The sequence below is a fragment of the Prevotella sp. kh1p2 genome (assembly GCF_900111525.1).
GTDB lineage: Bacteria > Bacteroidota > Bacteroidia > Bacteroidales > Bacteroidaceae > Prevotella.
On record NZ_FOHY01000019.1, the window covers coordinates 41,234 to 63,200 of the forward strand.

21 protein-coding genes and 1 pseudogene are annotated in these 21,967 nt (G+C 49.9%); 10 read left to right on the top strand and 12 right to left on the bottom strand.

Annotation, left to right across the window (positions count from 1 at the left end; all coding sequences use genetic code 11):
• Positions 1–75: 75 nt before the first annotated feature.
• From BMW31_RS11050 to BMW31_RS11075, 6 genes are all read right to left on the bottom strand, one after another.
• Positions 76–480, bottom strand: coding sequence for a hypothetical protein (locus tag BMW31_RS11050; protein ID WP_143049195.1), 405 nt, complete (start codon positions 478–480; stop codon positions 76–78).
• 61 nt (positions 481–541) lie between these two features.
• Positions 542–874 (bottom strand): hypothetical protein, encoded by a 333-nt coding sequence (locus BMW31_RS11055; protein WP_091825732.1) that lies wholly within the window; start codon positions 872–874, stop codon positions 542–544.
• Positions 858–1,400, bottom strand: a complete 543-nt coding sequence (locus tag BMW31_RS11060; protein ID WP_255404945.1) for an RNA polymerase sigma factor — start codon at positions 1,398–1,400, stop codon at positions 858–860. Before BMW31_RS11060 ends, BMW31_RS11055 begins: the two co-directional genes overlap by 17 nt.
• A 294-nt stretch (positions 1,401–1,694) precedes the next feature.
• Positions 1,695–2,813 carry a DUF6057 family protein gene (locus BMW31_RS11065; protein ID WP_091825735.1) on the bottom strand — a complete coding sequence of 373 codons (1,119 nt, stop codon included), beginning with the start codon at positions 2,811–2,813 and terminating at the stop codon, positions 1,695–1,697.
• 56 nt (positions 2,814–2,869) lie between these two features.
• Positions 2,870–4,951 carry an alpha amylase C-terminal domain-containing protein gene (locus tag BMW31_RS11070; protein WP_091825737.1) on the bottom strand — a complete coding sequence of 694 codons (2,082 nt, stop codon included), beginning with the start codon at positions 4,949–4,951 and terminating at the stop codon, positions 2,870–2,872.
• Positions 4,952–4,982: 31 nt separating this feature from the next.
• Positions 4,983–6,116 carry an MORN repeat-containing protein gene (locus BMW31_RS11075; RefSeq protein WP_255404946.1) on the bottom strand — a complete coding sequence of 378 codons (1,134 nt, stop codon included), beginning with the start codon at positions 6,114–6,116 and terminating at the stop codon, positions 4,983–4,985.
• A gap of 457 nt (positions 6,117–6,573) precedes the next feature.
• On the opposite strand from BMW31_RS11075, the gene kdsB reads away from it, so the two are divergent.
• Complete coding sequence (gene kdsB / locus BMW31_RS11080; RefSeq protein ID WP_091825743.1) at positions 6,574–7,314, top strand: 3-deoxy-manno-octulosonate cytidylyltransferase; 741 nt, start codon at positions 6,574–6,576, stop codon at positions 7,312–7,314.
• A 49-nt stretch (positions 7,315–7,363) separates the two neighbouring features.
• On the opposite strand, the gene BMW31_RS11085 is transcribed toward kdsB, so the two are convergent.
• The 5 genes from BMW31_RS11085 to BMW31_RS11105 form a co-directional block, all read right to left on the bottom strand.
• Positions 7,364–8,575: a GDP-L-fucose synthase family protein gene (locus tag BMW31_RS11085; protein WP_091825746.1), complete on the bottom strand. Its 1,212-nt coding sequence runs from the start codon at positions 8,573–8,575 to the stop codon at positions 7,364–7,366.
• A 20-nt stretch (positions 8,576–8,595) separates the two neighbouring features.
• Positions 8,596–9,681: a GDP-mannose 4,6-dehydratase gene (gmd, locus tag BMW31_RS11090; RefSeq protein ID WP_091825750.1), complete on the bottom strand. Its 1,086-nt coding sequence runs from the start codon at positions 9,679–9,681 to the stop codon at positions 8,596–8,598.
• 82 nt (positions 9,682–9,763) lie between these two features.
• The gene (locus tag BMW31_RS11095; RefSeq protein ID WP_091825753.1) at positions 9,764–10,678 is read right to left on the bottom strand and encodes a patatin-like phospholipase family protein; all 915 of its coding nucleotides are present in this window, start codon (positions 10,676–10,678) and stop codon (positions 9,764–9,766) included.
• Entirely contained in the window at positions 10,671–11,255 is a 585-nt protein-coding gene (locus tag BMW31_RS11100) for a Maf-like protein (protein WP_091825757.1), read from the bottom strand. Before BMW31_RS11100 ends, BMW31_RS11095 begins: the two co-directional genes overlap by 8 nt.
• 3 nt (positions 11,256–11,258) lie before the next feature.
• Positions 11,259–11,777, bottom strand: a complete 519-nt coding sequence (locus tag BMW31_RS11105) for a KdsC family phosphatase (RefSeq protein WP_091825760.1) — start codon at positions 11,775–11,777, stop codon at positions 11,259–11,261.
• Between the two features lie 113 nt (positions 11,778–11,890).
• On the opposite strand from BMW31_RS11105, the gene BMW31_RS11110 reads away from it, so the two are divergent.
• Positions 11,891–12,868 carry a GNAT family N-acetyltransferase gene (locus BMW31_RS11110; protein WP_177166317.1) on the top strand — a complete coding sequence of 326 codons (978 nt, stop codon included), beginning with the start codon at positions 11,891–11,893 and terminating at the stop codon, positions 12,866–12,868.
• Here BMW31_RS11110 and BMW31_RS11115 read toward each other — a convergent pair.
• Positions 12,834–13,928 carry a glycerate kinase family protein gene (locus BMW31_RS11115; RefSeq protein WP_177166315.1) on the bottom strand — a complete coding sequence of 365 codons (1,095 nt, stop codon included), beginning with the start codon at positions 13,926–13,928 and terminating at the stop codon, positions 12,834–12,836. The two genes, BMW31_RS11110 and BMW31_RS11115, sit on opposite strands and share 35 nt — an antisense overlap.
• Positions 13,929–13,962: 34 nt before the next feature.
• Here BMW31_RS11115 and BMW31_RS11120 point away from each other — a divergent pair, with 34 nt between their 5' ends.
• The 8 genes and pseudogenes from BMW31_RS11120 to BMW31_RS11150 form a co-directional block, all read left to right on the top strand.
• Entirely contained in the window at positions 13,963–16,347 is a 2,385-nt protein-coding gene (locus BMW31_RS11120; RefSeq protein ID WP_091825764.1) for a TonB-dependent receptor, read from the top strand.
• 337 nt (positions 16,348–16,684) lie between these two features.
• The gene (locus tag BMW31_RS11125; RefSeq protein ID WP_091825767.1) at positions 16,685–18,250 is read left to right on the top strand and encodes an acyl-CoA carboxylase subunit beta; all 1,566 of its coding nucleotides are present in this window, start codon (positions 16,685–16,687) and stop codon (positions 18,248–18,250) included.
• A 29-nt stretch (positions 18,251–18,279) separates the two neighbouring features.
• The gene (locus tag BMW31_RS13505) at positions 18,280–18,429 is read left to right on the top strand and encodes a hypothetical protein (RefSeq protein WP_177166316.1); all 150 of its coding nucleotides are present in this window, start codon (positions 18,280–18,282) and stop codon (positions 18,427–18,429) included.
• A gap of 37 nt (positions 18,430–18,466) precedes the next feature.
• Entirely contained in the window at positions 18,467–18,895 is a 429-nt protein-coding gene (locus BMW31_RS11130) for a biotin/lipoyl-containing protein (RefSeq protein WP_091825771.1), read from the top strand.
• Positions 18,896–19,104: 209 nt separating this feature from the next.
• Entirely contained in the window at positions 19,105–19,905 is an 801-nt protein-coding gene (locus tag BMW31_RS11135) for a glycogen/starch synthase (protein ID WP_091825775.1), read from the top strand.
• Positions 19,906–19,937: 32 nt separating this feature from the next.
• The gene (locus tag BMW31_RS11140; RefSeq protein WP_091825778.1) at positions 19,938–21,386 is read left to right on the top strand and encodes a DUF4270 domain-containing protein; all 1,449 of its coding nucleotides are present in this window, start codon (positions 19,938–19,940) and stop codon (positions 21,384–21,386) included.
• A 3-nt stretch (positions 21,387–21,389) separates the two neighbouring features.
• Positions 21,390–21,518 (top strand): dehydrogenase, encoded by a 129-nt coding sequence (locus BMW31_RS13610; protein ID WP_091825781.1) that lies wholly within the window; start codon positions 21,390–21,392, stop codon positions 21,516–21,518.
• A gap of 223 nt (positions 21,519–21,741) precedes the next feature.
• A pseudogene (locus BMW31_RS11150) lies at positions 21,742–21,967 on the top strand (IS256 family transposase); the annotation flags it as partial.

Here is a 21,967-nt window from a genome sequence, read left to right on the forward strand (position 1 = left end):
TTTTCTGTGTTTCTGAGAGGATCAGATGCCTGCGCAAGTATTGGCAGTAGCCTCTCCAGATAGCTTCATTTTTGCTCATTCCCGAATTTCACTTTGGCCTGCCGGGTGCTTTTTCTCAAGATGCGACATGACGAAAAACGAAACGAGAAGTCCCAATCCTACGCCGGCAGCAAGGATAATCCAGAAGCCTATCACGCCCTCTGATACCTGAAAAGCCAGACTTACGAGATAACCAACGAGCAACCCCGAGAGAACGCACCCCCCCTTAAGGGCCGAATACGGGTCTTTCTTTGCACCCTTGTCCGGGGTAATGAGCAGCTTCGCCGTCTCCGGATCAAGTTTTTCGGCAATAATCCGTTCCCGGATTTCGCGCTCGTTGGCCTGTTTTTTAATGGTTGCAATGGTTCCACCCACTACGGCAATGATGCCACAAAGGATTCCCATAACGGCTGAAATAGCTCCTAATTCTAATGGACTCATAACTTATATACTTTTAATTGGTTTGATTTTCTATACCTAAGACACTCTTTCGGGGTAATTATTACAGACTGCGGAAAGAAAAATCTTTCATCAGGCGGTTAAGTTCCACTATCAGAATTGCCAAAACAGCCAACATGCCCGCAGCCATAGGAGCTACTTGCAGCAGACTGTCTACAGCCTGGCTGAAGAAGTACACTGCCGCTACCGGCATCGTGAGCCCCAAGGCAAAACACAGGCAGACCCCCGCCAAGTGCCGCAATTGCAGCAGTCGCGCTCTGCGATGTTCGGACTTCAAGGTCGCCATTACACCAGCATTAATTTCATTCAGCACATTGTTACGGCCGAAGCTATCGCTAATGAGCTTGTCAAGCTCCTGTTCACTTATTTCTTTCATACTCAATCTGTTTCTTTAATTGTTCACGTATTCGGTGCAGTTTCACGAGCACGTTACTGCCGCTAAGACCCAGCAACGTGGCTATTTCTGCCGTTTTCTTACCTTTATAATAATGTAAAAGCAGTATCTGCCTGTCTATGTCGGGCAGTTTCGAGATGGCCTTGTCCATGGCCGAGAGCAACTGCTCGTGTTCGTCGGAGTAGTCATCGGCAACATCCTGCAGCCGTTTGTCGTCCATGGGCTCCATCCGATAACGCTGTTCTCTGCTCAAGTAGTTGAGCGCCAGGTGCGTGGCTATGGCGTTTATCCAAGCCCCAAAGGCTCCGCCACGCCAACAGCCAAGCCGGGAATAGGCGCGTATAAAAGCCTGTTGGGTGATGTCTTTGGCTATGTCTTCGCGCTTAACAAGGCTGATAACCTTTGAAAAGACCATGCCCGAATGGCGCTCCACAATCTCCTTATAGCATCCGGTGTCGCCATATTTGAGAATTCTTTCTATGAGTTCTTTGTCTTCCATCATCTTCATACTTCAATGACAAGACCCGAAAAAGGCAAGATTATTACAAGAAACGGAAAGTTATTTTGCGGGTTCCATGTATGCGCATCTATATTCTCGCCCATAAACAGGAGTCTGACCGGAATTCCAGAAGCCACAGAATGGGTGCTTGTTTTTATGATAGCAGAATATAAAATGTATCTTTCAGGAACTTTCGACACTTGTCGCACGTGAATTCGACAAGTGTCGCACGATAGTGCGACAAGTGTCAAAAGTTCCCAAAGCATCTGTTTCTTACGGTTGGCATACAATTCCGCCACTCTCCTACTTTCCGTATTGGTAATAATACCAGTAGGTGTTGCCATAGGTGAGGCGCAGGTTGTTCTGCCTCAGCGTCTTGTCAGGAAACTTGCGGCTCATGTCCTGGTAATCCTGAAAGTCAGTATCCATGAGGCTGTTGTGGTAGTCGACCAACGGATTGGAGCGCAAGTGGGTGTACAGTGTCAACGCTTCACGGTAATGCTTGGGCAGCTGCTTGCCGTTTAACGGATAGAACCGGCCGATGTTTCTGGCAAAGGCATCGAGATTTTTGTCCAGCAGGTAGGCACACAACAGATAATCTGCAGCCGGCTGCTTGGCAACGTGGTGCCTGAAGATGAAGTCAAGATACGCCATTGGTGCCGTCGGTTGCTTGAGCTTGATGCCTAAATAGTTATAAATAAACGCCTCGTTGTACATCAGCAACTTTACGCTCCTGTTGTCGGGGAGCAAAGACTTTGAACCGCCTGTTATGGGGTATTCGAACAGTTTTTCGGCCAATTTGCCTTCTTTCGACAGTGCATAGACGCGCATCATTGTCATGGACGAGTCTCTTGCCAATGACTTCTTGCCCGCTTCAAGCACCCCTGCATAATCCTTGTTTGCCAGGCATTGTTCCATCCGCATACGGTAATGGAACACGTCGTTGTGATTGCTGAAGAGACCAACGAACAGGAACTGGGCTACCATCGTGAGCACATTAATCCACATCAGGCGCGAGAACAGCCCGCGGGCATTGAAGTTCGGCTCGTAGGGTAACACCTGCTTAATTGCATACACCAGCGCAGCATAAGCAACCAACAAGAGCGGCAGAGCAATTCCCCAGCTGCCGAAGGTGAGGCGTCCGTCTGCTCCTTCGGTTGCGGCAGTGAGGACAGTGAGGAATAACAGCGACGGGAAGTAAGTCAGTGCATGGGCTCTGCGCCGCAGTCCGGTGAGTGAATAAACGCCTATCTGGAGCAGAAACAACGCTGCGGTTATCAGTACGGCTCCTATCAAGTTGCTGTAATGCGTCCTTCCGTCAGACAGTTCGTGCTGCGTAACGGCAAGAATATCGGCCTGATAGCAGTGCAGGTAGACAAACGTAAATACTAAAAAGAGAATAGCACATACACTTCTCATCATGAACGTGCTATTCTTCGTGATATCAGTCAAAATCGGATAGATTAATGATTAACGGTTCAGTTCTTCTTCAAAACAACGGCCGAACGTGCCGGGATGTACAGTTTGAGCCATTCCTTATGCTCGTCTACGTACAGTGGGTCGTAGTTGGTAAGGTGGGTAACGCTGTCATCAGCCAGCCCGTTTCCGCCAAATTCCTTGGCATCCGTATTCAGCAGGACATCGTAAGAGCCTGTAGGAACCAGGAAACCATAGTCGGTGAAGGAGCGTGAAGGCGAAAAGTTAAATACAAAAATCAGGTCACCGCGCATGAAAGCCAGTATCTGGTCGGCATCGTTATGCCACACCTCCTGCACCGGGGTCTTGCTGAAGCTCCTGATACTTTTGAGTACCTTAAGCATTGCTTTGTCGAAATCGCCCAGGTAGTGGTAGTCCAGTTCGGGGTTGTCTACCAGGTTCCACTGCCGGCGGGCATATTTGTAGCTCCATCCGTTGCCCTCACGCGGGAAGTCTATCCACTCAGGATGGCCGAATTCATTACCCATGAAGTTCAGGTATCCGCCGTTGATGGCAGCCGCCGTTACCAGACGTATCATCTTGTGCAGCGCTATACCGCGGTGCACCTTCTCGTTTTCGTCGCCTATCTTGAAATGCCAATACATGTCGGCATCTATCAAACGGAAGATGATGGTCTTGTCACCAACGAGCGCCTGGTCATGACTTTCGCAGTAGGAAATGGTCTTCTCGTCGGCTCGACGGTTCTTAACCTCCCAGAAAATGCTGCTCGGCTTCCAGTCTTCATCTTTCTGTTCCTTGATTGTCTTAATCCAGAAATCGGGAATGTTCATGGCCATACGGTAGTCAAACCCATAGCCCCCGTCGACGAATTTGGCTGCCAGACCGGGCATGCCGCTCACTTCCTCGGCTATGGTAATGGCATTCGGATTGACTTCATGGATGAGTTTGTTGGCCAGTGTCAGGTAACAGATGGCGTTGCCGTCCTGATATCCGTTGAAATAATCGCCGTAATTGGTAAATGCTTCGCCCAGTCCGTGACTGTAATAAAGCATGGACGTAACCCCGTCAAAGCGGAAGCCGTCGAAATGATACTCCTCAAGCCAGAACTTGCAGTTAGACAACAGGAAATGAATTACTTCGTCTTTGCCGTAATCGAAGCAAAGACTATCCCAGGCGGGATGCTCGTGCCGCTCGCCCGGATAGAAGTATTGGTTAGGGTCGCCGGCTAAGTTGCCGAGCCCCTCTACTTCATTCTTCACGGCGTGAGAGTGCACAATGTCCATGATAACGGCAATGCCGTTCTTGTGGGCTTCGTCTATCAGCGCTTTCAACTCTTCGGGAGTGCCGAAGCGACTGGATGCAGCAAAGAAGCTGCTCACGTGGTAGCCGAAGCTGCCATAATAGGGATGCTCCTGTATGGCCATAATCTGGATGGCATTGTAGCCATCCTTTACGATGCGTGGTAGGATGCGTTCCTTGAACTCTGTGTATGTTCCAACCTTCTCGGCATCCTGAGCCATGCCGATGTGACACTCGTAGATGAACAGCGGATCCTTCTTAGGTTTGAAGTTGCTCTTCTTCCATTGATAGGGCGTTGGGTTCCATACTTGGGCTGAGAAAATCTTTGTTTGTTCGTCCTGGACAACGCGCCGCGCCCATGCCGGAATGCGCTCGCCCTCACCCCCGTTCCAATGTACGTGCATCTTGTAAAGGTCTCCGTGCCTGATAGCTTTCTCGCTAAGTTTGAGTTCCCAGTTTCCGGTGCCCTCAATGCGCTTTGCCCGGTATTTATCCGTTTCTTTCCAGTCGTTGAAATCGCCTACTAAGTAGATGTCGGTTGCATTGGGAGCCCACTCGCGAAACACCCATCCACGCGAGAGATGGTGCAGACCGTAGTAGTTGTGACCGTTGGCAAAGTCGGCCAAAGTCATCTTGCCGTTGTTCGTAAGTTGACCTATCTTCCACAACGCGTACTCATATCGGCCGCGTATAGCGTCTTCGTATGGCTCCAGATAGCCGTCATTCTTCACGATACCAACATGCTGTTGAGCTTGCGGCTTTGCAGCTTTCGTGTCTTTTTTACTGCCTGCAGCCATAGCGGTTGCTGATTTTCTTGTTGCCATATTCGTATTTTTAAGATGTTTTTCGTGATAGTTAATTATTGAATCGGCGCCCGTTGTCATAGTGACCACGTGCCGTAATCTTTCCGTTTTTGTCCTTTTCAACGAACTTCCCGTCGCGGTAATCGTTTACGTAGGTGCCCTCAAAGCGCTTTCCATTCTTGTCTTCTTCGATAGCCGGACCGTTACGCATACCCCTGCTATAGCTGCCCTTGAACTTGGAACCATCGGCGTAACGGATAATAACCTCTCCATTGAGGGCCCCGTTCGTGAAGTTTCCTTCAAATACATCGCCACTTTTCTTGATTAATTTGCCGTGACCGTTCTGCCGGTTGGCTTTCCATTGGCCCACGTAAGTATCGCCATTGCGCCACACCATCGTACCTTCGCCGTCGCGGTCGCCCTCCTTGAATTGGCCTGTGTACTTGTCGCCATTGACAAACTTGAAAGTTCCCATGCCGGTTCTCTCGCCCTGCACGTATCCTCCTTGGTACACATCGCCGTTCTGGAACTTGTAGAGACCTTCGCCGTTCTGTATGTCGTCCTTCCATTCTCCTACGTAGATGTCGCCGTCTGAATACTTGTAGGTTCCTCGACCCGAACGCATGTTGTTGGCCCACAGCCCATCGTAGGTGGAACCATCGCCCCAATCGTAGAACCCCCGGCCGCTTTTCTGGTCGTTCTCCCAGTTTCCGTTGTAGTAAGCTCCATTGGAGAAGGTGTATCGACCTTTGCCTTGGCGCTTGTCTTCGACCCAGTTGCCCTCGTACTTGTCGCCGTTATAATAGTACATGGTGCCCTGTCCTTGTTGAAAGTCTCTGAACCAGAGGCCTACATACTTGTTGTTGTTCGAGAAATAATAAGTTCCCTTGCCGTGCTGCTGGTTCTGAAACCACTGTCCTTCGTACTTCTCGCCGTCGGCAAACGTATAGACGCCATAGCCCTGACGGCGCCCCTTGACAAACTCACCTTCGTAAATGTTGCCGTTGCTGTAAACAACCTTGCCCTTGCCTTGGGGCTTGCCGGCGCTCATTTCGCCCTGATACTGTCCGGTAACTTTGGTTTCACCGACGCCTTCTGATATTGTGCAGGAGCCGAGTGTTATCTTTTGGGCAGAAGCCTGGATAGGCATTGCCAGGAGAAGTAAAGCTAATATCTTATTTTTCACAATGTACAAATTAAATGATTACGGCGCCTTTGCATGGACAAGGTGCACAATCCATAGTTTTCCAGTCCAAAAGTAAGAAATTAATTCGAGATTCCAAAGCGTATTAGTAAATTTTAGTATCTTTATTCCTGCTCGCGGAGCCAGTATCGCGTATTCATGGGCACACAGCGCCCATCTAAAGACAACGATTACCATTTGCCAACAGTAACGACAGTACCTGCCATAAGCACCCCTCCCGAAAGATGGCGATTGAGTTCTTGAAAGATACTTCTGCGAACTTTTGACAAGTGTCGAATTCATGTGTGACACTTGTCGCACGATTGTGCGACACTTGTCAAAAGTTCCTGAATGATGCCTCCAAACCCTTGAAAAGTGGTGCATGAGATGCTTTTTAGCAACACAGGAGATTGTTATTCATTATTTTTGCCTACATTTGCAGGAACTAAAAGAAAGGACTATGAAATTTATCGCAATCATTCCGGCACGCTACGCTTCGTCCCGTTTTCCGGGTAAACCGCTGGCGATGTTAGGCAGCATGCCCGTTATTCAGAGAGTTTACAGACAAGTGTCGGCCGTACTCGACGACGTCTATGTGGCTACCGACGACGCCCGCATCCATGACACCGTGACCTCTTTTGGCGGTAAGGCCGTAATGACCCGCAGCGACCACAAGAGCGGTACGGACCGCATAGAGGAAGCTATGGAGCAAATAGGCGGCAACTTTGATGTGGTGGTAAACATTCAGGGCGACGAGCCGTTTATCCGGCAAAGTCAGATAGAAACGGTATGTCGATGTTTCGATTCGCCCGAAACACAGATTGCTACCCTCGGCAAGCCGTTTACGGACATGGAAGCTGTAGAGAATCCCAATTCTCCTAAGATAGTAGTAGACAACCGGGGCTATGCCATGTACTTTTCGCGTAGCATTATCCCCTATGTGAGAGGTGTGGACAAACAAGAATGGATGGGTAAATATCCATTTCTGAAACACTTGGGTATTTATGCGTACCGTACTGATGTACTGAAAGATATAACGCGTTTGCCGCAGTCGTCGTTAGAACTTGCGGAGAGCCTTGAGCAGTTGCGATGGCTACAGAACGGCTACAGAATAAAGGTAGGGCTAACGGATGTTGAAACGGTTGGCATAGACACACCTGACGACTTGCAGCGGGCCGAGATGTTTCTCGCGGACAAATAAGCGGAAAGGCCGGAGCTTCAGGTTCCGGCCTTTTCGGTATCAGTGCGTCTTAGACATTCGTCAAACTGTCCCGATACCATTTATACAGCTTGCCGACGCCCTCTTCTATCTCCACATGGTGCGCCCATCCCATGGCGTGCAGCTTGCTTACATCTACCAGTTTACGGGGTGTTCCGTCTGGTTTTGAGGCATCGAACAGCACCTGACCGGTAAATCCTACCGTCCTGACAATCAGCTCGCAGAGTGCCCGTATGCTGATTTCCTTGCCTGTCCCGATGTTGATGTGGCAGTTGCGAATCTCACCCAAAGCGGGTATGGCTCCACCACGCCCCTCGCTGTTGTTGCGGTTTACCTCACCACTGGTACCGGCCCCATAGAACACAGAGGAATATTTCTCTATCCCGATGATATCCTTGAAATCCACATTCAGCAGTATATGTACGCTGGCATCGGCCATATCCTCGCTCCAGAGAAATTCGCGCAGCGGCTTCCCTGTACCCCACAACGTCACCTTATTATCCTCAATGCCGTAAAACCGCAGGGCTTCCAGGATGCGTTCTTGGGTGTTTCTGCCATCCACATTTCCCTCGCCGATGAGTGCGCGCAGCTTGTCGGTAGGGTTAATGGGGCGCTTGTCCATGTCTGCCCGTATGGCATTCCAGTCTTCATCATGAATAAGTTTGGAGAGATATATCTTGCGCATCATGGCTGGCATAACGTGGCTGTTCTCCAAATGGAAGTTGTCGTTTGGGCCGTACAGGTTGGTCGGCATTACCGCTACGTAATTGGTGCCATACTGTAGGTTGTAGCTTTCGCACATCTTCAGCCCGGCAATCTTGGCTATGGCGTACTCTTCGTTGGTGTACTCCAAGGGTGCGGTAAGCAGAGCGTCCTCGCGCATGGGCTGCGCTGCATCCTTGGGATAGATGCAAGTGGACCCAAGAAAAAGGAGTTTCTTCACTCCGTGGGTGTAAGCATTGGCTATCACGTTGCATTGCATCTGCATGTTCTGCATGATGAAGTCGGCCCGGTAAAGGGAGTTTGCCATGATACCGCCCACGAAAGCGGCAGCCAGTACAACGGCATCCGGGCGTTCCCGGTCAAAGAAAGCCTTGACTGCAGCCTGATTGGTCAGGTCAAGTTCGCCGTGAGTGCGCCCAACAAGATTGTTGTAGCCACGCGATTGCAGGTTTTTCCAAATGGCAGAACCCACCAGACCGCGATGTCCGGCTATATAGATTTTACTGTTTGTATCCAACATTGATTAGTTCCTCCCGCGTATTATTCCGGCATCTGTGCCTTCAGATAGAGTTTGCGGACAAACTTCATGTCGTGGTCTATCATGATTTTAACAAGCTGCTCGAAGGATGTCTTGCGTGGGTTCCAGCCGAGAACAGTCTTTGCTTTGGTCGGATCGCCGAGAAGTTGGTCAACCTCGGCAGGCCTGAAGTATTTTGCATCGACCTCGATGAGCGTTTTGCCCGTAGCCTTGTCGACACCTTTTTCATCAATGCCCTTGCCCTGCCATTCTATTTCAATGCCCACATGGCGGAAAGCCAGTGTGCAGAAATCGCGCACGGTATGATATTCGCCGGTGGCAATCACGAAGTCGTCGGGCTTGGACTGCTGCAAGATGAGCCACATACACTCCACATAGTCTTTGGCATAGCCCCAGTCACGCAGCGAATTCAGGTTGCCCAAATAGAGCTTGTCCTGATACCCCTGGGCAATACGGCAGGCAGCCAAGGTTATCTTTCGTGTCACGAAGTTCTCACCTCTGCGCTCGCTCTCATGGTTGAACAGGATGCCGTTGCAGCAATACATGCCATAGCTCTCACGATAATTCTTCATAATCCAGAAGCCATAGAGCTTGGCGACGGCATAAGGACTGCGGGGATAAAACGGCGTGGTTTCACGCTGCGGAACTTCTTGCACCTTGCCAAAGAGCTCTGACGTGCTGGCCTGATAGATGCGGCAGGAATGTTCGAGGCCGCAAATGCGGACGGCCTCGAGTAGTCGCAACACGCCAACAGCATCGGTATCAGCAGTGTATTCGGGAACATCGAAGCTGACCTTTACATGACTCTGGGCTGCCAGATTATAGATTTCGGTAGGCTTAACCTCGCCTATGATTCTGATAAGTGACGAGGAATCGGTCATGTCAGCCCAATGGAGGTTCACCAAACGCTGCTTCTTCATATCCCGTACCCATTCATCGAGGTACAAATGCTCTATACGCCCGGTGTTGAAAGAAGAGCTGCGGCGCAACAGACCGTGAACCTCGTAGCCTTTGCTGATAAGGAACTCGGCCAGATAGCTGCCGTCCTGTCCGGTAATACCGGTTATCAAGGCGATATTCTTTTCCATACTATATGTATTATCTTGTTTGTTCTGTTTTGCTGACAAATATAACGCTTTTTCTGAAAACATGAAAGGCAATCAGCTTATTTCATGTTTCGTAATCGTCTAACCGTCGGTTCATTTCATCCCTTCCGTATCCGATAATCTCTTCGGCCTTATCAAAATCGAAGATACTAAATCGGTTCATGGGTAATGCTGCATAGATGTCGGGAGGTGTAAGGCGCAAAGCCATAAGCGTATTGTTCTGAACAGAAAGGCGGGCAACACGCAACGCCATGTTCAGATAATTCTCAGAGAACTCTATTTTCAGGAAAGGGAGCCGTTGCCTGATAGATTTCTCGGCTTCCGTTCGGGGCTCAGCCCGTTTCAGATAGGTTTGGTAAGGTTCGTCATCCGGCGCACTCGCGTTTACTGCAACCAGCAAATCACCTTTCTTCCGCTCCACTCTGTCAAGCGGCAAGGTGTTGTGGACACTTCCATCTACATAGATATGACCATCGGAACTGACAGGCTTGAAGAAACAAGGTATTGATATCGAGGCACGTATCGCCTGTTTCAAAGAACCATTGCGGAAAACAGCCTCTTGTCCGCTAACCACATCCGAAGCGCTGCAACAGAACTTGACGGGCAATTCTTCTATGCGTTCATTGCCTATCAAATCATCCAAAATGGACATAAGTTTCTGTCCGCTTGCAATATGGTCGAGCCCTAAAGAGATGTCCATAATCTGCAGCACCTGCTTCTTGTCAAGCCCCATGACGAGTGACTTGAGTTCTGGAAAGCGTCCCGCTGCATAAAGTCCGCCGACCAGAGCCCCCATCGAAGTGCCTGCTATGGATGTTATATTGTACCCGCGCTCCAACAGCACCTCTATAGCACCTATGTGTGCAAAGCCCCGGGCCCCGCCGCCAGATAAAGCCAAAGCTACCTGTTGCGGCTGATGTCTTAACCTTCGGAACTTCCGTATCAGGCTATTTGTTAACTTAGCAGACGGATTACTCATAGCAAACAACACCAAATTCGGAACTTAGCTCATCGTAAATGCGCTGTACCGGCAAGCCCATCACGTTGAAATAGCTGCCTTCGAGGCCAGTAACCCCAATATAGCCAATCCATTCCTGGATGCCATAAGCACCGGCTTTATCAAATGGCTGGTAGCGGGAAACATAAAAATCAATTTCCTCCTCGGTTAAGTTCTTGAAGGTGACTTTGGTACTCACGGAGAATTTCCGCTGCTTCCGGCAGGTCGTCAGGCAAACACCCGTGATTACCAGATGTGTTTTTCCGCTCAGTTCTCGTAGCATTTTCTTGGCTTCTTCTGCATCGGCGGGCTTTCCCAAAATATGTTCTCCGAGTACAACTACCGTGTCGGCAGTGATGAGTAATTCATCTTCTGCGATGCTGTAAGCTGCAGCTTTTTCTGCCGATATGTATTGAGGAATCTCATGAATGGGCAAGTCTGCAGGGTAACCTTCCTCAATTCCGGGAATGAGTTTTATCTCAAAAGGAATGCCGAGGCCAGCCAACAACTCTTTTCTGCGTGGAGAGTTTGACGCTAAAATTATCTTGTATGTGTTCATTTCTTACCAACCAAACGCCTTGGCATCAGCGAGCCATTTGCCCTGAGCTTTCAAGACTTGTTCTACTATGTCGCGTCCAACTCCCATGCCGCCTTTGCTTTGACTGATGTAAATTGCTGTTTCCTTTATCTCGGGGCATGCGTCAGCGGGACAACAGGGGCATCCGCAAAGTTTCATTACTTCATAGTCGGGAATGTCATCACCCACATAGATCACGTTCTCATGCTCCAAGTTGTACTTTGCAAGGAACTCCTCGTAGGTTTTTATCTTAACAGCACAATGCAGATAGATGTCCTCCACGCCCAGATAATGATAGCGTTTGTAGATTGCTTCCGAGTGTCCGCCTGTTATGATGGCAATATGTAGGCCTTGCTTAACAGCCAACTGGATGGCATATCCATCCTTTATATTCATTGTTCTGATGGGCTCACCGTCATCATTCATTAAAATGGTAGAGCCCGAAAGCACTCCATCCAAATCAAAGATGACAGCCTTTATCTTTGTTAAATCGTAATCTATCATAGTCAATGTCTATCAAACGGTTTCTGATACGCTTGCTTTCGTTTTTTGCAAAAATAATAAAAAAAACGCTACTCACAGCCTACTATAATCTTTTTTTTAGTATTTTTGCAACAATGAAAAATGTCACTGTCAGGATATTAACCCACAGTGAAGAGTTGCCTGAAATGCACTGCAACAACTTCTTCCACAGTACAGAGCTCTTTTATATTTCAGAAAAGACCCCTGGTATTAAGCCATTCATGGCTGTTGCCGAAGATGAAAGCGGCCAGGTTGTTGCCCACATGCTGGCCACTATCCGTACCCGTGGCTCGTGGTTGCCTCCCTATTTATACACACACGGCCGCATCTACGGAGAAGGGGAATACGAAGACGAGGCCGACAAGGAAGAAATCTTTGGCTTGATGCTAAAAACCGTCACCCGGAAGTTTAAGCGACGGCTTTGCCTATACACCGAATTCAGCGATATCTCACAGAAGATGTTCGGCTATAGGCTGTTCAGAAGCTACGGCTATTTTCCAGTTCATTGGCAGGAGATACACAATTCACTTCATTCAAAGACTCCCGAAGAGCGTATAACTGACAAGATGCGGCAGCGCATTCAGAAGTCGTACGATGCCGGTGTAGTGACCCGAGAGGTGAAAGACAAGGATGAAGTGCATGCCTTTTACAAACTCCTGAACGGCTTCTACCGGATGAAACCCCGCCGTTTTATCCCTCCCGAGGATCAATTCAACGAACTGGACGAAAGCAATAATGCCAAGATCTTCATCACCGAATACAAGAACAAGATTATCGGAGGCTGTGCTTGCGTTTACAGTGAAGGCAATGCCTATCTTTGGTATCTGGCCTCAAAGCGAAAGAGCTTTCCTGCTTTGCATCCCAACATGATGACCGTTTGGCAAGCCATTACTTATGCCCACCAGCACAACTATGCCCACATTTTTTTCCTGGATGTAGGCTTACCGTTCAAGAAAAATCCTTTCCGCGAATTTATTCTCAGCTTTGGAGGCAAGCCGGTTGCCAAATACAGATGGTTCCGCTTCTCTATTCCGTGGATTAACAAGTTGCTCTCGTGGTGGTATTCTGAATAGTCAGGCAGATGTTTTGCTTAGCAGTTGCAGGCTTGAGGGCTTCTGCCAATGAAATGCTTTCTGGGTTTATACAGCTCACTTTTGCAAATCCGGCATCCAGTAGTTCATCTCTGCTTGTTATCCTGCCGGCTATCAACCAACACGGAACACCCGCTTTCTGTGCGTGACGAAGTATAACAACGGGAAGTTTGCCCATCAATGTCTGTCTGTCCGAACTGCCTTCGCCGGTAATGACGGCGTCGGCATCCTTAATCAACGCATCAAATCCCAACCAATCCAGCAGCAACTCCGCGCCCGATTGCATCTTGGCATCCATGTATTGCATAAAGCCATAGCCCAGTCCACCAGCTGCTCCGGCGCCTGGCAAGCACGAGCGGTCGTACCCAAAGTGCTTTTTCGACATTTCTGCAAACGTCTTTGCTCTCCTGTCCAATATCGGTATCATTTCCTCCGTAGCACCTTTCTGAGGTCCAAAGACAGTTGCAGCACCTTGAGGACCAGTCAAAGGATTGTCAACATCCGATGCCAATACGATGTTTACAGGCTCTTTCATCAAGTATCGCCAACCCTCTTCCCAAGTCGATAAAGGCTTGCCGGCCAGCCTCTGTGCAGCATCCATCATCCCTTTTAGCATCCCGATGCCGCAATCGCTGGTGCCACTGCCGCCCAATCCGATGATGAGATGCGTGCAGCTCCGTGTCATGGCATCGGCCACCAGCTCACCCACACCATAGCTTGTAGCAACAAGCGGATTGCGGTTTTCAGGCTCTATCAGCGACAGTCCGCATGCCTCGGCAACCTCTATGATGGCCGTTTTGTCCTTGACGGCATAGTTGGCGGTTATCCGTCTCATCATGGGGTCGTGCACACAACATTGTACCGTCTCCGCCTGCAGTGCCTGCGAGAAAGCCTGCAACATGCCTTCGCCGCCGTCAGAGACTGTCAGCTTCACCACTTCCGCATGCCTGTCGGCCACCGATATGCCACGTGCGGCAGCTTCAGCCGCTTCGGCAGAGCTGATGCACCCCTTGAAACTATCTATTGCCAGTACATACTTCATACAATAATAACGGCAAATATGCGTTTGATTGTATATGAAACAGAAATTATTCCTTTTCTATATACTGCTTGCCGCGGCCGTTTTACGGGGCAACGCCCAGTCTTTCACCCTGCAGGGGCGCGTTACCGACGACAAGATGAACCCCGTAGAGCTGGCTACCGTATCGTGTCTGGCACAGGGCAAGGCCACCATGACGTCGTTGAAAGGCGAATTCAGCATGCAACTTCACAGTGCCGACTCCGTTGTCATCAAGTTTTCGATGATAGGATACCGCACCAAAACCCGCGTCCTGCGCCGTCCCAAGGGCAAGCAGACGCTGCAAGTAGTTCTTTATGACGAAAGCACCACCCTGAACGAAGTGCAGGTAAAGGGCCAGCGCATACAGTCGGGACAAACGCAGGAACTGAACAAGGAGGACCTTACCCTGGCTCCTACCGTTTCGGGCAACGGCGTAGAGGAGCTCATCCAGAGCCAGGCCGGCGTTTCTACTCACAGCGAGTTGACCTCGCAGTACAACGTGCGCGGTGGCTCTTTCGATGAAAACAGCGTCTACATCAACGGCGTAGAGGTTTACCGACCTTTCCTGGTAAGGTCCGGACAGCAGGAAGGGCTCTCGGTCATCAACCCCGACATGGTTGAGCGTATCGGCTTCTCGACAGGCGGATTTGAAGCCAAGTACGGCGACAAGATGTCGTCGGCACTCGACATTCTGTACAAACGGCCGGAGCGGTTTGAGGCCAAGGTGGCCGCATCTCTGTTGGGTGCAAGCGCTTACGTGGGGCTTGCCAACAAGAAATTCTCCTGGATTAACGGCATCAGATATAAAACCACCAAGTACCTGTTAGGCTCTTTGGAAACCAACGGAGAGTACAATCCCAATTTCCTGGACTACCAGACATACCTTAGCTATACACCCAACAAGCGGTGGCAGATAGACTTTATAGGCAATGTTTCCGACAATCACTTCAACTTCCAACCAAAGGACAGGGAGACATCATTCGGCACCTTGAATGACGTAAAAGACTTCCGCGTCTATTTCGACGGACAGGAAAAAGACCTCTTCAGAACCTATTTCGGCACGCTGAGCTTCAAGTTCAACTTCTCGCCGCTCACATCAGTAACCCTTTTGGGTTCTGCTTTCTCTACAAAGGAACAGGAGAAATACGACATCCAGGGACAATACTGGCTTACGCAGACCGAGACCAGCGAGAATCTGGGCGTGGGCACGTACTTTGAACACGCCCGGAACTACCTCAAGGCCCATGTAGAAAGCGTCAAGCTCATGCTGCAGCACAAGACGCGCAAGCATGCCTTTGAAGGTGCCTTTACCTACAAACGTGAACACATAGAGGAGAACTCGACCGAATACGAGATGCGAGACTCGGCCGGATACAACATTCCGCACACGGGCAAAGACCTCTACATGATATACTCCCTGCGTGCCCGCAACACGCTCGACGCCAACCGCATGGAGGCCTACTTGCAGGACACGTGGCGCTTTACATCGGGACCAGACTCCCTGCCCACGCTCTACACGCTCAACTACGGCGTCAGGTTTTCGCACTGGAATTTCAATGGAGAGAGCATCGTCTCGCCCCGTCTCGCCATAGGCATTATCCCCTCTTTCAACCAGAACCTAACTTTCCGCTTGGCAACGGGACTGTATTACCAGGCTCCTTTCTTCAAGGAGCTGCGTGATACCACTACAGCCAACGGCGTGACTACGGCCCGGCTGAACCGGAAAATACGCAGTCAGCGCTCCATCCACTTCATTGCGGGCGTCGACTACCGGTTCAGCATGCTCGGCAGGCCGTTCAAGTTTACGGCCGAGGCCTATTACAAGGCGCTGCAGAACCTGATACCCTACTCCGTGAACAATGTCAAGACAATCTATTACGGCGACAATAAGAGCAGCGGACACGCCGTAGGTGTGGACATGAAACTGTACGGAGAGTTTGTGCCCGGAGCCGATTCGTGGCTGTCGTTTTCATGGATGAACACCCGCATGCGGCTCAACGGCAGGAGCATCCCGCTGCCAACCGACCAGCGTTACAGCGTGAACCTCTTCTTCACCGATTACTTTCCCGGTACCACAAGGTGGAAGATGTCGCTGCGACTGGCTTTCGCCGACGGTCTTCCCTTCTCGGCTCCGCACCGCGAACTGGAGCGTAACAGCTTCCGTGCGCCGGCCTACAAGCGTGCCGACATTGGCATGAGCTACCGCTTGCTGAACAATGAAGACCGCCATTCGGGCAGCATCTTCAGGAATATATGGCTGGGTGTAGACTGTCTCAACCTGTTGGGCGTTAACAACGTGAACAGCTATTACTGGATTACCGATGTAACCAGCCAGCAGTATGCCGTGCCCAACTATCTGACGGGCCGCCTGTTCAACGCCCGCGTTCAGCTGGAATTCTGACCTTGAAACCATCTTTTCCGGGTGCCGGATGATGCGGACATGAACTTTCGACAAGTGTCAAATTCATGTGCGACACTTGTCAAACGATCGTGCGACACTTGTCGAAAGTTCGCGAAGCATAGCTTCAAGCCTCTGTTTCGAGGCTGAACGGAAACAGAGCCCAGCCTGCTCAAACGGCTGCCAGCCACAGGTTACGTTCTGCCTTATTGCAAGTGCCATTGCACAATCCTATTGCAAGTGTGCCGTTTTTACATTATTTTTATTCCCCAATTCCTGTTTCTCGTTTTTTATTCGTACATTTGCACCGTTTAATTCGGAACGAAAATAGTATTATATTATGAGTAAACAAGTTGAGAAAATTAAAGAGCTGATTGCAAAACGCGAACAGGCACGCCTCGGAGGTGGTCAAAAAGCCATTGACAAACAGCACGAACGTGGAAAATACACGGCCCGCGAACGCATCGAAATGTTAGTAGACGAGGGTTCATTCGAAGAGTATGACATGTTCAAGCTCCACCGTTGCCACAACTTCGGCATGGAGAAGAAGCAGTACTTGGGCGACGGCGTGGTAGCCGGCAGTGCAACCATCGACGGCCGCCTGGTATATGTCTACGCACAGGACTTCACCGTCAACGGCGGCTCTCTCTCCGAAACGATGGCTCAAAAGATATGCAAGATTATGGACATGGCCATGACCATGGGCGCTCCTGTTATCTGCATGAACGACTCTGGAGGCGCCCGCATCCAGGAAGGCATATCGGCTCTGGCCGGCTACGGTGAAATCTTTGAGCGCAATATCCTTGCCTCGGGCGTCATTCCGCAGATTTCGGCCATCATGGGTCCTTGTGCCGGCGGCGCTGTTTACTCCCCTGCCCTGACCGACTTCATCGTCATGACCGAGGGCACTTCGTACATGTTCCTCACCGGCCCCAAGGTTGTAAAGACCGTGACGGGCGAGGATATAGACGCCGAACATCTGGGCGGTGCCAGCGTGCACGCCAGCAAGAGCGGCGTAACGACCTTTACGGCCAAGACCGAAGAGGACTGCATGGCACTTATCAAGAAGCTGTTGTCTTACATTCCTTCCAACAACATGGAAGAAGCTCCGCGCACCGAGTGCAACGACCCCATAGACCGTAAGGAGGACTTGCTGAACGAAATCATCCCCGAAGACCCCAACCAGGCTTACGACATGTACAAGGTCATTACGGCAGTAACCGACAACGGTGAGTTCTTTGAGGTTCAGCCCAAGTTTGCCAAGAACATCATTACAGGCTTCGCCCGCTTCAACGGACAGAGCGTAGGTATCGTGGCCAACCAGCCTTCGGCCTATGCAGGCGTGCTGGATGTGAACGCGTCGCGCAAGGGAGCACGCTTCGTGCGCTTCTGCGATGCCTTCAACATCCCCATCGTGTCGCTGGTCGACGTTCCCGGTTTCCTTCCCGGAACGGGTCAGGAGTACAATGCCGTTATCCTGCATGGCGCCCAGCTGCTCTATGCTTACGGCGAGGCCACCGTTCCAAAGATTACCATCACGCTGCGCAAGAGCTATGGCGGCTCTCACATCGTTATGGGCTGCAAGCAATTGCGGGCCGACTTGAATTTTGCATGGCCCTCATCGGAGATTGCCGTTATGGGTGCCAGCGGCGCCGTAGCAGTGCTCTGTGCCCGCGATGCCAAGCAAGTAAAGGAAGAAGGCGGCGACGTCAACGCTTTCCTGGCAGAGAAGGAGGACGAATACACCGAAACTTTCGCCAATCCGTATCAAGCTGCACAGTTCGGCTATATTGACGATGTAATCGAGCCACGCAACACTCGCTTCCGCATTTGTCGCGGACTCGCCCAGCTTGCAACCAAGAAGCAGACGCTTCCGGCCAAAAAACATGGCTGCATGCCAATGTAACTTGTAACCTTCATCATCAACAATTGAATATGGACAAGAATGTATATGCAGCCATCGCAATGGCGTTGTTCGAGTTTCAAGGCAACAACGTGCACGACAAGGAACCGGGAATAATCACCATTCGCCGGCGTGACAGCCTTTGGAATGCTAAGTTCTTAGGTGTAACACCTAAGCCGTAATAAAGAAGAAAACAAGATAACAGTAACTTGAAAATTCATGAAAGAATTCAAATATACTATTGATGGCAAAGAATATAAGGTAGCCATCGGAGAAATAGACGATAACAACGTAGCCGATGTAACCGTGAACGGCGAGAACTACAAGGTGCAGATGGAGCAAGAGACTGAAGCTGCAAAGGAGAAGGTTGTGCTCGGCAAGCCTGCCGCTGATACGCCAACGGAAGAAGCAACACCTGCTGCCAACGTGAACACTGCCAACGCCGTCAAGGCTCCCCTGCCGGGTACAATCACTGCCATCAACGTAGAAGTGGGCCAGGATGTGAAAGCCGGCGACACGCTTGTGGTGCTGGAAGCCATGAAGATGGCCAACAACATTGAGGCAGAGAAGGACGGCAAGGTTACAGCCATCTGCGTGAAGCAGGGCCAGGCCGTAATGGAAGAAGACGCACTGGTTGTTATCGAATGATATACAACGCATCAGTAACATGCAGAAAAGGAGGCCGCAGCAATGCTGGTCTCCTTTTTTCATAATCGAAACAATATGCCATCCAAAGCCCAAAGTAACTTTTAAAATAAATGAATTAATGTTTGCTTTTGTTTGATTTGGAAGAAATTAGGACACAAATTCATTTTTTTTATGTACCTTTGCAGACTATACAAACCAAATAATTACGAATGGCCAAGAAAATATTGTTCATCAACCAGGAGATAGCCCCCTACGTACCTGACTCTGAAATGTCAATTATGGGACGGGAACTTCCGCAAAAGGCGCAGGAGAACGGCTTCGAAATCCGTACTTTCATGCCCAAATGGGGTAATATAAACGAGCGCAGGGGACAGCTTCACGAAGTGATTCGCCTCTCCGGGATGAATCTTATCATCGACGATACGGACCATCCGCTGATTATCAAAGTGGCCTCCATTCCCACTTCTCACATCCAGGTGTATTTCATAGACAACGATGATTACTTCATGAAGCGTGCCGCCATGACGGCCGACGAGACCGGTACGGAGTACACGGACAATGGAGAAAGAGCCATATTCTTTGCCCGCGGCGTGCTTGAAACCGTCAAGAAACTGAGGTGGACGCCAGACGTAATTCACTGCCAGGGCTGGATGGGAGCTGTTGTGCCATTCTACATTAAGACTGCCTATCATGATGAGCCGTCGTTTACGAACTGCAAGGTTGTTACTTCTCTGTTCCATAACCAGCTCAAAACGAATTTAGGCGACAACTTCAAGCAATGCCTTGAATTCCGCGATGCAAAGCCCGGGATGCTGAAACCCTATAAAGATAAATTCGATTTCATGGAATTAGGCAAGTTTGCCATTGACTACTCAGACGGTGTTGTTGAAGCAGGAGCCGAGGTAAATGCCGACTTGCTGGATTACGCCAAGGGCAAGCAGCTGCCTGTGTTGGATTATCCGGGCGAAGAGTATGCAGAGGCTTACAAAACATTCTATGAAGACCTGTAAACTTGAAATCATCTGTTGAATAGATTATTCTTATGAAAATTAAGTCTTTAACTTGTCTGGCCGTTGCCGCACTTGCGTTCACCGCCTGCGATGATACGACTGATACCATCGGCAATTCCATGTCAGAAATCACCGATAACCTTGCCATCAGCACGGATACATTCTTCGTTTCCACACGCTCTGTCAAAGCCGGCTCCGTTCTCTCAAAGAACACCACGGCCTATCTAGGCAAGATACGTGACCCGGAAACCAATGCTTACATTACAGGCGACGGCATGATTCAGTTCAACACACTCGTTGACGAAGCCATTCCCGGCTTTACCATTTTCCCTCCGAAAGATAACATCATTGGCAAGGAAAGCAACCAGGTGGTGGCCGACTCCTGCAATATGATATTGTTCTTCGACCATTATTACGGCGATTCTCTGCGCGCCATGGCGATGACAGCTTACGAGATGGCTCGCCCGATGGAAGAAGGAACGAACTATTACTCCGACTTCGACCCGATGGCAGAGGGCCTTATCCGCACAAACGGACTCCAGCAGACCAAGGTCTATACACTCTACGACGGCAATGTATCCGAGAGTGAACGCTCTCAGGCAGGGTATATGAACTACATCAAGATTAACCTGGACAAGCCGTACACCGATAAGGACGGAACGACTTATAACAACTACGGCACTTACATCATGCGAAAGTATTATGAGAACCCTAACTACTTCAAGAATTCTTATAGCTTTATCCATAACGTAGTGCCCGGTTTCTACTTCAAGAACACCAGCGGACTGGGCTCAATGGCCTATGTTTCCAAGAGCCAAATCAACGTGTACTACCGCTTCAACACAAAGGACAGCCTTGACAAGGTGTACCGGGGCTCTGCCTCGTTCCCCGGAACAGAAGAGGTGTTGCAGACTACCAACATAACCAATGACGCCAATACGATAGGCAGGCTGGTAGCCGACAACAGCTGCACGTACCTGAAAACCCCGGCCGGTATCTTCACCGAAGCCACCTTACCCGTAGATGAAATCATGCAGGGTCACGACAACGAGAACATCAACACCGCCAAAGTAGTCTTCACACGCATCAATAATACAACGACAAGCAAGTATGCCCTGGGCATTCCCAAGCAGTTGCTCATGATTCCTGCAGCCGAAACAAACAGCTTCTTCGAGCAAGGCAAGATTCCCGACTCAAAGACTTCGTTTGTTGCCTCCTACGATTCCAAGACCAATACCTACACCTTCGGCAATATAGCAGGAATGATAACGGCAATGGACAAGAACAGAGGAACGGAGAATTGGAACAAGGTCGTGCTGATACCTGTCAACACAACGCAGGTACAAGACAGCTCTACCGGCCTCACGGTCATACAGCGCATTGTTCACGACATGTCGCTTACAAGTACTAAACTCGTAGGAGGTTCGCAGAACCCATACGCTCCCATCACGATAAGCGTTATCTATTCCAAATTCAAATAGGCAATGGCAGACAATTTTCTGGAAAGCCACAGAGAAGAGTACGAAAAGAAGAAAGCGGCATGGCTTCGCAAAAAGAAGCACCTGCCCAAGACGAAACAACAACCAAGCAAGCCTGAGGACGAAAGTCTTTAGGCTTGTTTTTTTGTTGGGATTTTACTGTCGGGCTATGTTGTTTTTAGTCAGAATACGATTTAAAGGCACGCTTTAGGCTTCATGGCAAAGCCAGGTTGGAGTGCCGAACGGGTGCTTCGTGAACTTTCGACAGGTGTCGCAGAGGCTGTCATCTGAACTGTGTCAAAGACTAAGACAATAAGATTTATCATTGCTCTGTTTATAGAGCATAAAGATTAGTACAATGACACAAGAAGAGTACACAAAGATGCTTGCTGTAGCGAAAGATCAGTTCAAGTCCGGCAAGCCCCTGTTTGGCAAGGATGGTGCATTCCATCAAGTATTAGAGGACTTCCTTAACGCTGCCATGGAGGGTGAGCTGGAGAGTCACCTTGAGGCAACCAATCCGGTAAGCGGTAATCGTCGTAATGGCAAGATGCACAAGCTGCTCCAAACGGAGTATGGTCCCG

Coding starts and splice junctions, on each gene's coding strand:
- BMW31_RS11050 (WP_143049195.1), bottom strand. CDS start 480: ATGAGTCCATTAGAATTAGGAGCTATTTCAGCCGTTATGGGAATCCTT.
- BMW31_RS11055 (WP_091825732.1), bottom strand. CDS start 874: ATGAAAGAAATAAGTGAACAGGAGCTTGACAAGCTCATTAGCGATAGC.
- BMW31_RS11060 (WP_255404945.1), bottom strand. CDS start 1,400: ATGAAGATGATGGAAGACAAAGAACTCATAGAAAGAATTCTCAAATAT.
- BMW31_RS11065 (WP_091825735.1), bottom strand. CDS start 2,813: ATGATGAGAAGTGTATGTGCTATTCTCTTTTTAGTATTTACGTTTGTC.
- BMW31_RS11070 (WP_091825737.1), bottom strand. CDS start 4,951: ATGGCAACAAGAAAATCAGCAACCGCTATGGCTGCAGGCAGTAAAAAA.
- kdsB (WP_091825743.1), top strand. CDS start 6,574: ATGAAATTTATCGCAATCATTCCGGCACGCTACGCTTCGTCCCGTTTT.
- BMW31_RS11085 (WP_091825746.1), bottom strand. CDS start 8,575: ATGTTGGATACAAACAGTAAAATCTATATAGCCGGACATCGCGGTCTG.
- gmd (WP_091825750.1), bottom strand. CDS start 9,681: ATGGAAAAGAATATCGCCTTGATAACCGGTATTACCGGACAGGACGGC.
- BMW31_RS11095 (WP_091825753.1), bottom strand. CDS start 10,678: ATGAGTAATCCGTCTGCTAAGTTAACAAATAGCCTGATACGGAAGTTC.
- BMW31_RS11100 (WP_091825757.1), bottom strand. CDS start 11,255: ATGAACACATACAAGATAATTTTAGCGTCAAACTCTCCACGCAGAAAA.
- BMW31_RS11105 (WP_091825760.1), bottom strand. CDS start 11,777: ATGATAGATTACGATTTAACAAAGATAAAGGCTGTCATCTTTGATTTG.
- BMW31_RS11110 (WP_177166317.1), top strand. CDS start 11,891: ATGAAAAATGTCACTGTCAGGATATTAACCCACAGTGAAGAGTTGCCT.
- BMW31_RS11115 (WP_177166315.1), bottom strand. CDS start 13,928: ATGAAGTATGTACTGGCAATAGATAGTTTCAAGGGGTGCATCAGCTCT.
- BMW31_RS11120 (WP_091825764.1), top strand. CDS start 13,963: ATGAAACAGAAATTATTCCTTTTCTATATACTGCTTGCCGCGGCCGTT.
- BMW31_RS11125 (WP_091825767.1), top strand. CDS start 16,685: ATGAGTAAACAAGTTGAGAAAATTAAAGAGCTGATTGCAAAACGCGAA.
- BMW31_RS13505 (WP_177166316.1), top strand. CDS start 18,280: ATGGACAAGAATGTATATGCAGCCATCGCAATGGCGTTGTTCGAGTTT.
- BMW31_RS11130 (WP_091825771.1), top strand. CDS start 18,467: ATGAAAGAATTCAAATATACTATTGATGGCAAAGAATATAAGGTAGCC.
- BMW31_RS11135 (WP_091825775.1), top strand. CDS start 19,105: ATGGCCAAGAAAATATTGTTCATCAACCAGGAGATAGCCCCCTACGTA.
- BMW31_RS11140 (WP_091825778.1), top strand. CDS start 19,938: ATGAAAATTAAGTCTTTAACTTGTCTGGCCGTTGCCGCACTTGCGTTC.
- BMW31_RS13610 (WP_091825781.1), top strand. CDS start 21,390: ATGGCAGACAATTTTCTGGAAAGCCACAGAGAAGAGTACGAAAAGAAG.